Origin of the sequence: Actinotalea sp. JY-7885, assembly GCF_014525465.1 — a bacterium.
In the GTDB taxonomy this organism is placed as follows: Bacteria; Actinomycetota; Actinomycetes; order Actinomycetales; family Cellulomonadaceae; genus Actinotalea.
Map to the genome: position 1 here is coordinate 1 of NZ_JACEXH010000094.1, position 13,091 is coordinate 13,091.

Sequence of the window (13,091 nt, forward strand, 5' to 3'; positions counted from 1 at the left end):
GGCGGCCGGCGCCCCGGGATAGGACGCGCGGCGGTCAGCCGCGCGCCGCCGCCGCGGCGGCGAACCGCTCGAGCCCCGCGAGGGCCGGCGGGACGAGCGTGCCCAGCACCGCGGGTGCCCGGGCGGCGAGGTCGCGGACGCGGTGCGTGGCCAGGTCCGTCGCCATCTCGGGGGTCGCGAGCCAGGTGCGCAGGAGGTCGGCGTCGACCTCCAGGTGGAACTGGAGCCCGAGCGCGCTGCCGGCCCGGAACGCCTGCACCGGGGTCGCGGGCGTGCTCGCGAGGAGCGTCGCGCCCGTCGGCAGGTCGGCGGCGTCGCTGTGCCAGTGCAGCACGGTGGGCCGCTGCCCGAGGGGCGCCAGGACCGGGTCGTGCTCGACCACCTCGACCGGGGCGAACCCGATCTCGGTGCCGTGGGCCCGGTGCACGGGTGCGCCGAGGGCGCGGGCGAGCAGCTGCATCCCGAGGCAGATGCCCAGCACCGGCACGTCGGCGTCCACGGCGTCCGCGAGCAGCCGGCGCTCGGCGCGCAGGCCGGGGTAGCGCTCGTCGTCGTCGGCGCTCATCGGGCCGCCCATGACGACGACTCCCGCGAGGTCTGCCGGCGCCGGCAGGTCCGGGTGCTCCTCGTCGAGGACGATCCGCGTGGTGCGCTGGTGGTCGCCGAGCACGCGGGCCACCAGTCCCGGCCCCTCCCACGGCGCGTGCTGGAGCACGAGGACCGGCCGCGTGGGCCGGTGACGGTGCCGACCCCGGCGCGCGCCCGCCTCGCGGGTGGTGGGGCGCTCGGGGGTCACGGGCCGAGCCTAGGGGCGGGGACGCGAATGCGCCCCGCGGTCAGGGCCTCGCCGAGACCGTCCGGCCGCGGTCCCAGGGCTCCGTCCAGCCGAGCTCGTCGAACAGGCGGTCGACGACGAGCGCCGTGAAGCCCCACACGAGGTGGTCGCCCACCACGAAGGCGGGGCCCCGGGGCCGCGGCGGCGAGCCGACCGTGGCCGTGCGGCGGTGGGCGGGGTCCAGGAGGTCGGCGACGGGCGCCCGGAACACGTGGGCGGACTCCTGACGGTCGACCACGCCCACCGGCGACGGCCGCGCCCACCACGCCAGCACGGGGGTCACCCGGTGGCGGCTCACGGGCAGGGAGAGCTCGCCGAGCGTGCCGAGCACCTCGACGCCGCCCGGGTCGAGGCCGGTCTCCTCGGCCGCCTCCCGCAGGGCGGCGTCGACCGGACCGCCGTCGGTCGGGTCGATGCGGCCTCCGGGGAAGGCCACCTCGCCCGCGTGGTGCGTGAGGGAGGAGGCGCGACCCACGAGCAGCAGGTCCAGGTCGGCGGGGACGGCGTCCGACCGGTGCCGGGCGTCGACCCGGTCGAGCGCCCCGAACAGCACGAGCACCGCCGCCGGCCGCGACGCGGCCTCGGGGGTCGGCCAGCCGGGCCACGCCAGGCCGCGGGCCGCGAGCTCGGCGAGCCGCTCGCGGGCGGGTCCGGTGCTCACCAGCCGTGCGGGAGGGGCCGGCCCTCGTCGTAGCCCGCCGCCGACTGCACCCCGACGACCGCGCGCTCGGTGAACTCCTCGAGCGTCGTCGCCCCCGTGTAGGTCAGCGCGCTGCGCAGGCCGGAGGTGATCTGGTCGAGGAGGTCCTCGACGCCCGGGCGCCGCGGGTCGAGGTACATCCGGGAGGACGAGATGCCCTCCTCGTACAGGCCCTTGCGCGCGCGCTCGAACGCCGAGCCCCCGACGGTGCGGGCCGCGACCGCGCGCGCCGACGCCATCCCGAAGCTCTCCTTGTACAGCCGGCCGTCGCCGTCCGCATGCAGGTCGCCCGGGCTCTCGTGCGTGCCCGCGAACCAGGAGCCGATCATCACCTGCGACGCGCCAGCGGCGAGCGCGAGCGCGACGTCGCGCGGGTGCCGCACGCCGCCGTCGGCCCACACGTGGGCGCCGAGGCGACGCGCCTCGGCCGCGCAGTCTAGGACCGCGGAGAGCTGCGGGCGCCCGACGGCGGTCATCATGCGCGTCGTGCACATCGCGCCAGGGCCCACGCCGACCTTGACGATGTCCGCGCCCGCCTCGACCAGGTCGCGGGTGCCCTCCGCGGTGACGACGTTGCCCGCCACCACGGGGACGCCCGGTGACAGGCCGCGCACCGCCGCGAGGGCCTCGAGCATCTTGCGCTGGTGGCCGTGCGCGGTGTCCACCACGAGCACGTCGACGCCGGCGTCGAGCAGCGCCGCGGCCTTGCCGCGCACGTCGCCGTTGATGCCGACAGCGGCGCCGACGCGCAGGCGTCCTGCGGCGTCCAGGGCGGGGGCGTAGATGGAGCTGCGCAGCGCGCCCTTGCGCGTCAGCACGCCGACCAGGACACCCTCGGCGACGACGGGCACGAAGCGGCGGCGCGAGCGGTGCAGCTGCTCGAACGCCCGCTCCAGGCCGTCCGGCGCCGAGACGACGCTCGCCTCGACCACCGTGGGGTCCGGCGTCATCACCTCGCCGACCTGGGTGAAGCGGTCGACGCCGCTGCAGTCGGCCTCGGTCACGACCCCGACCGGCCGCCCGTCGGCGACGACCACGGCGGCGCCGTGCGCGCGCTTGCCGATGAGGGTCAGGGCGGTGTGCACGGTGTCCGTCGGGGAGACGAGGACCGGGCTCTCCAGCACGGTGTGGCGGGCCTTGACGGTGGCCACGACGTCGGCGACCACGTCGACCGGGATGTCCTGGGGGATGATCGCCAGGCCGCCGCGCCGGGCGACGGTCTCGGCCATGCGTCGCCCGGACACCGCCGTCATGTTGGCGACGACGACGGGGACGGTGGTGCCGGTGCCGTCCTGCGTGGCGAGGTCGACGTCGAACCGTGACGTCACCTCCGAGCGTGAGGGGACGAGGAACGCGTCGCCGTAGGTGAGGTCGGCGGTCGGCTGGTGGCCGGGCAGGAAGCGCATGCCGACAGCGTACGGAGCGCGTCGCGCGCGCGGCAGGGTGCCGCCCCGCGGGCCCTCCACCGGGCGCGCGCCGTACGATGTCGAGATGCCTCTCCTGCCCGGGATCACCTCGCCGGCCGCGCTCCGTGCGTTGCGACCCGCGCAGCTCGACGCGCTCGCCCGCGAGATCCGCGAGTTCCTCATCCAGTCCGTGTCCCGCACGGGCGGGCACCTCGGTCCGAACCTCGGCGTGGTCGAGCTGACGGTCGCGCTGCACCGCGTGTTCGAGTCCCCGCGGGACACGCTGGTGTTCGACACCGGCCACCAGTCCTACGTCCACAAGATCCTCACGGGGCGCGCCGACTTCTCCGAGCTGCGCCGCCGCGGCGGGCTGTCCGGCTACCCCAGCCGCACGGAGTCCGAGCACGACGTGGTCGAGAACTCGCACGCCTCGACCGCGCTGAGCTGGGCCGACGGGATCGCGCGCGCCAACGCGCTCCAGGGCCGCACCGACCGCCACGTCGTCGCGGTGATCGGCGACGGGGCGCTGACCGGCGGCATGGCGTGGGAGGCGCTGAACAACATCGCGTCCGGCCAGGACCGCCGGCTCGTCATCGTGGTCAACGACAACGGCCGGTCCTACGACCCCACCATCGGCGGCCTGGCGCACCACCTCGACGTGCTGCGCACGACCCGCGGCTACGAGGACGTGCTCGCGTGGGGCAAGCGCACCCTGCGTCGCTCCGGCCCGCCCGGCCGTCTCGCGTACGAGGCGCTGCACGGCCTGAAGAAGGGCATCAAGGACGTCGTCGCGCCGCAGGGCATGTTCGAGGACCTCGGCATCAAGTACGTCGGGCCCGTCGACGGGCACGACGTCGGCCAGGTCGAGCACGCGCTGCGCCGGGCGCGCGCCTTCGGCGGCCCGGTGATCGTGCACGTCATCACCGAGAAGGGCCGGGGCTACGTCCCCGCCGAGCAGGACGTCGCGGACCGGTTCCACGCCGTGGGCAAGATCCACCCCGAGACGGGCCTGCCCGTCGCGCCGTCGCGGTTCGGCTGGACCTCGGTCTTCGCCGACGAGATGGTCGCGATCGGCCGTCGGCGGCCCGACGTCGTCGCCCTCAGCGCCGCGATGCTCCAGCCCGTCGGGCTCGCGCCCTTCGCGGCGGAGTTCCCCGACCGCGCGTTCGACGTCGGCATCGCGGAGCAGCACGCCGTGACGTCCGCCGCGGGCATGGCCTACGCGGGACTGCACCCGGTCGTCGCGCTCTACGCGACGTTCCTCAACCGCGCGTTCGACCAGGTGCTCATGGACGTGGCGCTGCACCGTGCCGGCGTCACCTTCGTGCTCGACCGCGCCGGCCTGACCGGGGACGACGGGGCGAGCCACAACGGCATGTGGGACATGGCGCTGCTGCGCGTCGTGCCAGGCCTGCGCCTGGCGGCCCCGCGCGACGAGGAGCGCCTGCGGGCCGCGCTGCGTGCCGCGGTGGACGTCGACGACGCGCCGACGGTCGTGCGCTACCCCAAGGGTCCGCTCCCGGACGCCCTGCCGGCGGTCGAGAGCCTCGAGCAGGTGGACGTGCTCGCCCGGCACGTGCCGGACGGCGGTGAGCCCGCCGCGTCGGTGCTCGTGGTCGGCGTCGGCCCGATGGCGCACACCGCCGTGGAGGTCGGCGCCCTGCTGGCGGCCGAGGGCCACGCCGTGAGCGTCGTCGACCCGCTCTGGGTGCTGCCCGTGCCCACGACCCTGGTCAAGCTGGCGGGGGAGCACGACCACGTCGTGGTCATCGAGGACGGGCTCGTCGAGGGGGGTGTCGGTGCGATGCTCGCGCAGCGGTGCGCCGAGGCCGGCCTGACGGTGCCGGTCCAGCCCGTCGGCATCCCGCTGGGGTTCCTCGACCACGCGACGCGCTCGCAGCTGGTGGAGCAGCTGCGGCTCCGGGCGCCGGACGTGGCGCAGGACGTCCTCGGGCAGCTCCGCACGCGATGAGCCGTGGGCCCTCGACCGGCACGAGGAGTCGAAGGTCCCAGGTCGTCCCATGAATTGACGCGTAGCGTCGACGATGTCAGAGACCGACCACGGAGGAGCGCAGCGCGCATGGCCATCACCGCAGACACCACAACGGTCGTCCAGCCCGAGCCCGACGCCCCGCAGCGTGCGTGGCAAGGTTTCGTCGTGGGTCCGTGGCAGGACCAGGTCGACGTCCGGGACTTCATCCAGCGCAACTACACCCCGTACTCGGGCGACGCGTCGTTCCTCGCCGGGCCGACCGAGCGCACCACGGGCATCTGGAAGCGGCTGTGCGAGATGTTCCCCGCCGAGCGCGAGCGCGGCGTCTACGACGTCGACGCGAAGACGCCCTCGTCGATCACCGCCCACGCGCCCGGGTACATCGACAAGGACAACGAGCTCATCGTCGGCCTGCAGACGGACGCGCCGCTCAAGCGCGCGATCATGCCGTACGGCGGCTGGCGCATGGTGGAGAACGCCCTCAAGACCTACGGGTACGAGCCCGACCCCGAGACGGCGAAGATCTTCACCGAGTACCGCAAGACCCACAACGCCGGCGTCTTCGACGTCTACCCGCCCGACGTGCGTGCCGCGCGCAGCTCGCACCTCGTCACCGGCCTGCCGGACGCCTACGGCCGCGGCCGGATCATCGGCGACTACCGTCGCGTCCCGCTCTACGGCGTCGACGCCCTGATCGAGGCGAAGAAGCTCGAGCGGGCCGAGCTCGACATGGAGCGTTCGACCGAGGACGTCATCCGCGAGCGCGAGGAGAACGCGGAGCAGATCCGCGCCCTCGGCGAGCTCAAGCAGATGGCCGCGAGCTACGGCTACGACATCTCCCGGCCGGCGAGGACGGCACGCGAGGCCGTCCAGTGGCTCTACTTCGCCTACCTCGGCGCGGTCAAGGAGCAGAACGGCGCGGCCATGTCGCTGGGCCGCACGTCGACGTTCCTCGACATCTACCTCGAGCGGGACCTCGCCGCGGGGCGCCTCACCGAGGAGCAGGCGCAGGAGCTCATCGACGACCTCGTCATCAAGCTCCGCATCGTCCGCTTCCTGCGCACGCCCGAGTACGACGCCCTCTTCTCGGGCGACCCGACGTGGGTCACCGAGTCGATCGGCGGCCTCGGCGAGGACGGCCGGCCGCTCGTGACGCGCACGTCCTTCCGCTACCTGCAGACCCTGTACAACCTGGGCCCGGCCCCGGAGCCGAACCTCACGGTGTTCTGGAGCCACAAGCTCCCCGAGGGCTTCAAGCGGTTCTGCGCCCAGGTCTCCATCGACACGTCCGCGATCCAGTACGAGTCGGACGACCTCATCCGCTCGCAGTGCGGCGACGACGCGGCCATCGCGTGCTGCGTCTCGGCGATGACCGTCGGCAAGCAGATGCAGTTCTTCGGGGCGCGGGTCAACCTCGCCAAGGGCCTGCTGTACGCGATCAACGGCGGCCGCGACGAGGTGTCGGGCAAGCAGATCGCCCCGCTGGCCGCGCCGATCACCGGTGACGTGCTGGACTACGACGAGGTGCGGGCGGCCTATGACAAGCTGCTCGACTGGCTCGCCCAGACCTACGTGGACGCCCTGAACTGCATCCACTGGTCCCACGACAAGTACGCGTACGAGCGCATCGAGATGGCCCTGCACGACCGGGCCGTCCTGCGGACGCTCGCGTGCGGCATCGCCGGCCTCTCGGTCGCGACCGACTCGCTGTCGGCGATCAAGTACGCCACGGTGCGTCCCGTCCGGGACGAGACCGGGCTCGTCGTGGACTACGAGGTCGAGGGCGAGTTCCCGACCTACGGCAACGACGACGACCGCGCCGACGACATCGCGGTCGAGCTCGTCCGCGACTTCATGGAGAAGGTGCGGCGCCAGCCGACGTACCGCAACGCGAAGCACACGCAGTCGGTCCTGACCATCACGTCCAACGTCGTCTACGGCAAGCACACCGGCAACACGCCGGACGGGCGCCGCGCCGGCGAGCCGTTCGCCCCGGGCGCCAACCCCATGAACGGGCGCGACTCGCACGGCATGCTCGCCAGCGCGCTGTCGGTCGCGAAGCTGCCGTACTCCGAGGCCCAGGACGGCATCTCCCTGACCTCGACGGTCGTGCCCTCGGGCCTCGGTCGCAACCGTGACGAGCAGGTGACGAACCTCGTCGGTCTGCTCGACGCGTACGACGTCTCCCACGGCTTCCACATGAACATCAACGTGCTCAACCGCGAGACGCTCGAGGACGCGATGGAGCACCCGGAGAACTACCCGCAGCTGACCATCCGGGTCTCCGGGTACGCCGTGAACTTCGTCCGGCTCACGCGCGAGCAGCAGCTCGACGTGCTGTCGCGGACGTTCCACGGCGCGCTCTGACGCACGGCTGACCGACCCCGACGGGGCGTGGCGCTACGGCGCCGCGCCCCGTCGGCGCGTCACGCCGCGATGAGTTCGCGCGACGCGGGGAGTCGGCACACTCGGCGGGCGCACGAGCGTCCGGCGCCGAGCGACAGGAGTCCCGCGATGACCTCCACGACGACGAGCACCCACACCCTCGAGGTGCCGGGCGCGACCCTGACGTACGACGTGCGGGGCCCGCTCCCGACCGCCGACGGCGTCCCGCCGCTGCTGCTCGTCGGCCAGCCGATGGACGCGAGCGGCTTCGGGACGCTGGCGTCGTACTTCCCGGACCGGACCGTCATCACGTACGACCCCAGGGGACTGGGCCGCAGCGTGCGCAGCGACGGCAGCGTCGAGCAGCGTCCGGAGCAGCAGGCCGACGACCTGCACCGGCTGGTCGCCGCGCTCGGCGCGGGGCCCGTCGACCTGTTCGGCTCCAGCGGCGGCGCGACCACGTCACTCGCACTCATCACCGCCCACCCGCAGGACGTCCGGCAGGTCGTCGCCCACGAGCCGCCCCTGATCGCCGTCTTGCCGGACGCGGACCACGCCGCCGACCTCTGGCGGCGCGTCCGGGACACCTACGACGCGCGGGGCTGGGGCTGGGGCATGGCCGCGTTCGTTGCCATGACGTCCTGGCCCGGCGAGCTCACCCCCGCGGTCCTCGCCGAGCTCCCCGACCCGGCCGCGTTCGGGATGCCGGGCGAGGACGACGGGACGCGCGTCGACCCCCTGCTGTCGGGCGCGTCCGACCCGGTGGTGGCCTACCGGCCGGACGTCGCGGCGCTCGCGGCGGCGCCGGTGCGGCTCGTCGTGGCCGCGGGGATCGAGAGCGCCGACACGATGACGTGGCGCACCTCGCAGGCGCTCGCCGCCTCGCTCGGCCGTGAGCTCGCGGTCTTCCCGAGCAACCACGGCGGCTTCCTCGGTGACGAGTTCGGCATGCCGGGTCAGCCCGAGGCGTTCGCCGCGCGGCTGCGCGAGGTCCTGGACGCCGGCGTCTGAGGCGGCCGTGGGGAGCGCGAGGACATTCGTCCCATGACTATGGGGCCGTGATCGACCATGATGGAGGCATGAGCACAGCAACCGTCGAGGGCGCACCCGTGATCGAGCTCACCGAGCCCGTCGTGGCCGGCTCGCACGAGCGCGCGACGGCCGGCACGGCGGGCCTGGAGCTGGCCGACCTGGACCGCTCGGCCCGGTTCGCGCAGATGCGCGCCGGAGAGATCGGCTCGCTGCACTCCTGGGAGCTCGTCACCGCCGTGGACGGCCCGGGGACGCGGATGACGGCGTTCCTGTCCGGGTGCCCCCTGCGCTGCCTCTACTGCCACAACCCCGACACGATGGAGATGCGGCGCGGCGAGCCCGTCACGGCCGACGAGCTGCTGGCCCGCGTGCGGCGCTACGTGCCGGTGCTCAAGGTCACCGGCGGCGGCCTGACGCTCTCGGGCGGCGAGCCGCTCATGCAGCCGGCGTTCGTGGCGCGGATGCTGCGGGGCGCCAAGGAGATGGGCCTGCACACGGCGATCGACACGTCCGGCTACCTCGGGGCCCACTGCACCGACGCCATGCTCGACGACATCGACCTCGTCCTGCTCGACGTGAAGTCGGGGGACCCCGAGACCTACAAGCGCGTGACGGGCCGCGACCTGCAGCCCACGCTGGACTTCGGCCGGCGGCTCGCCGCCCGGGGCACCGAGATCTGGATCCGCTTCGTGCTCGTCCCCGGCGTGACCGACGACGAGGCGAACGTGGAGGCGGTCGCCGAGTACGTCGCGAGCCTGTCGAGCGTGTCCCGCGTCGAGGTGCTCCCGTTCCACCAGATGGGGCGGGACAAGTGGGATCAGCTCGGCCTGCGCTACGAGCTGGACGGGGTGCCGGCGCCCGACGCCGCCCTCGTCGAGCGCGTGCGCGGCCAGTTCCGCGCCCGCGGCCTGACGACCTTCTGAGGTCCGCCGGGGCGCGGCCCGACCTCCGCACGGCCTGACCGCACGGCCCGACCTCCGCACGGCCGAACCCCCGTCGTGCGGGTCCGGCCGCGCGGCGCCTCAGGCCCGGGCGACGTCAGCGGTCCCGGGCGCCAGGAGGCGTCGGCCCAGCACGCGCTCGGACCACCCGCTGCGGTCCAGGTACGGGCAGATGCCGCCCAGGTGCAGCGGCCAGCCGGCGCCGAGCACCATGCACAGGTCGATCTGCTCGGGTCCGTCGACCACGCCCTCCTCGAGCATGAGCCCGATCTCCTGGGCGAGGCCGGCGAGCACGGCGTCGAGCACGCCCTGCTCGTCCAGCGCACCCGCGCCGCCGGGCTCGCCGAAGGCGTCCTGGATCGCGGGGTCCACGTCGGCCTCGGCGCCGGACCCGTCCGGCTCGGGCACGACGCGACGCCCCTCGGCGGCGAGCCGCTCGAGCCCGGGGGAGAGCGGGTAGCGCTCGCCCAGGTCCTCGTGCAGCGAGCGCAGCACGTGCAGCGCCACCGGGAGCCCGACGAGCTGGATCAGCGCGAACGGGCCCATGGGCAGCCCCAGCGGGCGCAGCGCCGAGTCGGCGACCGTCACGGGCGTGCCGCGCTCGACCGCACCGGCCACCTCGGCGAGCATCCGCAGCAGGAGGCGGTTGACGACGAAGCCCGGCCGGTCGGCCACGCCGACCGCCGTCTTGCCGAGCTGCTGGGCGACGGCGAAGGCCGTCGCGACCGCGGCGTCCGACGACGCCTGCGTGCGCACCACCTCGACCAGCGGCATCTGCGCGACCGGGTTGAAGAAGTGCAGGCCGACGACGCGCTCCGGGTGGCGCAGGTGCGCGCCCATCTGCGTGACGGACAGCGCCGAGGTGTTGGTGGCGAGCACCGCGTCGGGGGCGATGACGTCCTCGAGCTCGGCGAACACGCGCTGCTTGAGGGAGAGCACCTCCGTGACCGCCTCGACCACGAGGTCGGCGCCCGCGAGGGTTCCCAGGTCGGTGCTGACCTGCACCGACGCCAGGATCCGGTTGGCCTCCGCCTCGTCGATGCGCCCCTTGCGCACGAGCTGCTCGACCTGGCGCCGGACGTGGGCCAGGCCGGCGGCCACCCGCTCGTCGTCGATCTCCCGCATGTGCACCGGCACGCGCAGGCGCCGGGCGACGAGCACCGCGAGCTGCCCGGCCATGAGCCCGGCGCCGACGATGCCGACGCTGCGCACCGGGCGCGCGAGCTCGGCCGCCGGCGCCCCCGCCGGGCGCCGGGCCTTGCGGGTCGTGAGGTCGAACGCGTAGAGCCCCGCCCGCAGCTGGTCGCTCATGATCAGCTCGGTGAGTGCCGCGTCCTCGGCCGCGTACGCGGTGTCGCGGTCCGCCGTGCGGGCGGCCGCGAGCAGGTCCAGCGCGCGGTAGGGCGCGGCCTTGGCGCCGTGCAGCCGGCGGTCGAGCTGCGCCCGCGCGGCGCCGACGACGGCGTCCCACTCCGCCTGGCCGTCGAGCGGCCGCCGCTCGACCACCACGCGCCCGGCGAGCACGTCGGCCGCCCACCGCACCGACTCCTCGAGGAAGTCGGCGGGGTGCAGCACGACGTCGACGAGCCCCGTCTCGAGCGCCTCGGCCGCCTTGGTCATGCGGTTGTTCGCGAGCGGACGCGTCAGCACCAGGTCCACGGCACCGCGGATCCCCAGGAGCCGCGGCACCTCCCAGCAGCCGCCCCACCCGGGCACGAGACCGAGGAACGCCTCGGGCAGCGCGAGCGCCGCCACGTCGGCCGCCACGGTGCGGTAGGTGCACGCGAGCGCGACCTCGAGTCCGCCGCCGAGCGCCGCGCCGTTGACGAAGGCGAACGTGGGCACGCCCATCTCGCCGAGCAGGCGGTAGGTGGCGTGCCCCAGCTCGGCGATGGCGCGCGCCTGCGCGTCGTCGGTGATCCCCGCGACGCCGCGCAGGTCCGCCCCGGCGGCGAGGTAGTACGGCTTGCCGGTGACCGCGACGGCGCGGATCTCGCCCGCCTGCGCCCGGGACCGCTGGGCCAGCAGGGCCTCGCGCAGCTCGGTCAGACCACCGGGGCCCAGCGTGGTGGGCTTGGTGTGGTCGAAGCCGTTGTCGAGGGTGACCAGCGCGAGGAGGCCGCCGTCGGGCAGCGCGACGTCGCGCACCAGCGCGTGCGTCACACGCTCCTGCGGCGCGGCGGGCGTGGTGGTCGTCGTCTCGCTCATGCCTGCTCCTCCGACGTCGCGGCCGTGTTCTCCCAGATGACGGTGCCGCCCTGGCCCAGCCCGACGCACATCGTCGTCATCCCGTACCGGACGTCCGGACGCTCGGCGAGCTGGCGCGCGAGCTGCGTCATGAGGCGCACGCCCGACGACGCGAGCGGGTGCCCGACGGCGATGGCGCCGCCCCACGGGTTGACGCGCGGGTCCTCGTCGTCGATCCCGAACGCGTCGAGGAAGGAGAGCACCTGCACGGCGAACGCCTCGTTGATCTCGATGAGGCCGATGTCGTCCATCGTCAGACCCGCGCGGTCGAGCGCGCGCTGCGTGGACGGGACCGGGCCGAGGCCCATGACCGCGGGGTCGACGCCCGCGTAGGCGAACGAGACGAGCCGCATGCTGCCGCCGAGCCCGAGCTCGTGGGCGACCTCCTCGGCCGCGAGCAGGCACATCGTCGCGCCGTCGGTGAGCGGTGCGCTCGTCGCGGCGGTGACGCGTCCGCCCGCGCGGAAGGGCGTCGGCAGGCTCGCGACCGTCTCGAGCGTAGTGCCGGGGCGCGGCGGCTCGTCGGCGGTCGCCAGGCCCCAGCCGCGCGCGGGGTCGCGCACGGCGATCGGCACGAGGTCGGGCGTGATCCGCCCGGCGGCGAGCGCCGCGGCGTAGCGCTCCTGGCTGCGGACGCCGTAGGCGTCGGCACGCTCGCGCGTCAGGGCGGGGTAGTGGTCGTGCAGGTTCTCGGCCGTGCGGCCCATGACCAGGGCGTCGGCGCTGACGAGGCGCTCGGCGACGAACCGGGGGTTCGGGTCCGCGTCGCCGCCCATCGGGTGGTGGCCCATGTGCTCCACGCCGCCCGCGAGCACGACGTCCTGCGCGCCGACGCCGATCGCCGAGGCGGTCGCGGTGACCGCCGTCATGGCCCCGGCGCACATGCGCTCGACGGCGAAGCCGGGCACCTCGCGCGGCAGGCCGGCGAGCATCGCCACCGTGCGGCCGAGGGTCAGGCCCTGGTCGCCCGTCTGGGTCGTCGCGGCGATCGCGACCTCGTCGATGCGCTCGGGCGGCAGCCCGGGGTTGCGCCGCAGCAGCTCGCGGACGGCCTTGACCGCGAGGTCGTCGGCGCGGGTGTGGGCGTAGAGCCCGTCGGGCTTGGCCCGCCCGAAGGGGGTGCGGACGCCGTCGACGAAGACGACCTCGCGGACGGGGCGTGGGGGACGCGCGGGCATCGTGCCTCCAGGCTCGGACGACGTCGTCCGGTCGGGTCCAGCAGGGTAGTTACCGGAGAGTAACAAAGGCCGCGACGAGCGGCGGCGTCACCAGCTCGACCTGCCAGGGCCGCGCCCCGCCGTCGCGCAGGAAGCGCGCCACCGTGTCCGCGTCGAGCTCGGCGGGCGGGGTCCAGCACAGCCGCCGCAGCAGGTCCGGCTGGAGCAGGTTCTCGACCGGCACCTGGTACTCCTCGCCGAGCGCGGTGACGACGCCCCGCGCTGCGGCCAGGCGGGCGGCGGCGGCGGGGTCGCGGTCCGGCCACGACCGGGGCGGCGGGGGAGCGTCCGTGCGCGGACCGCGCAGCGGCGGCAGCTCGGACTCCGGCAGGGCG

General features: G+C 74.7%; 9 protein-coding genes and 1 pseudogene. 4 read left to right on the forward strand and 6 right to left on the reverse strand.

Annotated elements, in window-relative coordinates; all coding sequences use genetic code 11:
- Window positions 1–34 precede the first annotated feature (34 nt).
- From IDM29_RS10080 to IDM29_RS10090, 3 genes are read right to left on the reverse strand one after another with little or no spacing between them, the layout of a single operon-like run.
- Window positions 35–796, reverse strand: coding sequence for a type 1 glutamine amidotransferase (locus IDM29_RS10080; protein ID WP_182111301.1), 762 nt, complete (start codon window positions 794–796; stop codon window positions 35–37).
- Between the two features lie 40 nt (window positions 797–836).
- Window positions 837–1,499, reverse strand: a complete 663-nt coding sequence (locus IDM29_RS10085; protein WP_182114177.1) for a CoA pyrophosphatase — start codon at window positions 1,497–1,499, stop codon at window positions 837–839.
- Window positions 1,493–2,941: a GuaB1 family IMP dehydrogenase-related protein gene (locus IDM29_RS10090; protein ID WP_182111300.1), complete on the reverse strand. Its 1,449-nt coding sequence runs from the start codon at window positions 2,939–2,941 to the stop codon at window positions 1,493–1,495. Before IDM29_RS10090 ends, IDM29_RS10085 begins: the two co-directional genes overlap by 7 nt.
- An 85-nt stretch (window positions 2,942–3,026) precedes the next feature.
- Here IDM29_RS10090 and dxs point away from each other — a divergent pair, with 85 nt between their 5' ends.
- The 4 genes from dxs to pflA all read left to right on the forward strand — a co-directional run bounded on the left by dxs (window position 3,027) and on the right by pflA (window position 9,274).
- Entirely contained in the window at window positions 3,027–4,913 is a 1,887-nt protein-coding gene (dxs, locus tag IDM29_RS10095; RefSeq protein ID WP_182111299.1) for a 1-deoxy-D-xylulose-5-phosphate synthase, read from the forward strand.
- Window positions 4,914–5,021: 108 nt separating this feature from the next.
- A complete protein-coding gene (pflB, locus tag IDM29_RS10100) occupies window positions 5,022–7,301 on the forward strand; it encodes a formate C-acetyltransferase (protein WP_182111298.1) in 2,280 nt (759 codons plus the stop codon).
- A gap of 147 nt (window positions 7,302–7,448) precedes the next feature.
- The gene (locus IDM29_RS10105; protein ID WP_182111297.1) at window positions 7,449–8,330 is read left to right on the forward strand and encodes an alpha/beta fold hydrolase; all 882 of its coding nucleotides are present in this window, start codon (window positions 7,449–7,451) and stop codon (window positions 8,328–8,330) included.
- A gap of 68 nt (window positions 8,331–8,398) precedes the next feature.
- Window positions 8,399–9,274: a pyruvate formate-lyase-activating protein gene (pflA, locus tag IDM29_RS10110; protein ID WP_182111296.1), complete on the forward strand. Its 876-nt coding sequence runs from the start codon at window positions 8,399–8,401 to the stop codon at window positions 9,272–9,274.
- A gap of 99 nt (window positions 9,275–9,373) precedes the next feature.
- On the opposite strand, the gene IDM29_RS10115 is transcribed toward pflA, so the two are convergent.
- From IDM29_RS10115 to IDM29_RS10125, 3 genes and pseudogenes are all read right to left on the reverse strand, one after another.
- Window positions 9,374–11,500, reverse strand: coding sequence for a 3-hydroxyacyl-CoA dehydrogenase NAD-binding domain-containing protein (locus IDM29_RS10115; RefSeq protein WP_182111295.1), 2,127 nt, complete (start codon window positions 11,498–11,500; stop codon window positions 9,374–9,376).
- The gene (locus IDM29_RS10120) at window positions 11,497–12,717 is read right to left on the reverse strand and encodes a thiolase family protein (protein WP_182111294.1); all 1,221 of its coding nucleotides are present in this window, start codon (window positions 12,715–12,717) and stop codon (window positions 11,497–11,499) included. The genes IDM29_RS10115 and IDM29_RS10120 overlap by 4 nt, the downstream gene beginning before the upstream one ends.
- Before the next feature lie 49 nt (window positions 12,718–12,766).
- Window positions 12,767–13,091, reverse strand: a pseudogene (locus IDM29_RS10125) (ribonuclease D); the annotation flags it as partial.

Bases quoted from the DNA above. Each gene is read 5' to 3' on its own strand.
- IDM29_RS10115 (WP_182111295.1), bottom strand. From the start codon at position 11,500: ATGAGCGAGACGACGACCACCACGCCCGCCGCGCCGCAGGAGCGTGTG.
- pflB (WP_182111298.1), top strand. From the start codon at position 5,022: ATGGCCATCACCGCAGACACCACAACGGTCGTCCAGCCCGAGCCCGAC.
- pflA (WP_182111296.1), top strand. From the start codon at position 8,399: ATGAGCACAGCAACCGTCGAGGGCGCACCCGTGATCGAGCTCACCGAG.
- IDM29_RS10105 (WP_182111297.1), top strand. From the start codon at position 7,449: ATGACCTCCACGACGACGAGCACCCACACCCTCGAGGTGCCGGGCGCG.
- IDM29_RS10120 (WP_182111294.1), bottom strand. From the start codon at position 12,717: ATGCCCGCGCGTCCCCCACGCCCCGTCCGCGAGGTCGTCTTCGTCGAC.
- IDM29_RS10090 (WP_182111300.1), bottom strand. From the start codon at position 2,941: ATGCGCTTCCTGCCCGGCCACCAGCCGACCGCCGACCTCACCTACGGC.
- dxs (WP_182111299.1), top strand. From the start codon at position 3,027: ATGCCTCTCCTGCCCGGGATCACCTCGCCGGCCGCGCTCCGTGCGTTG.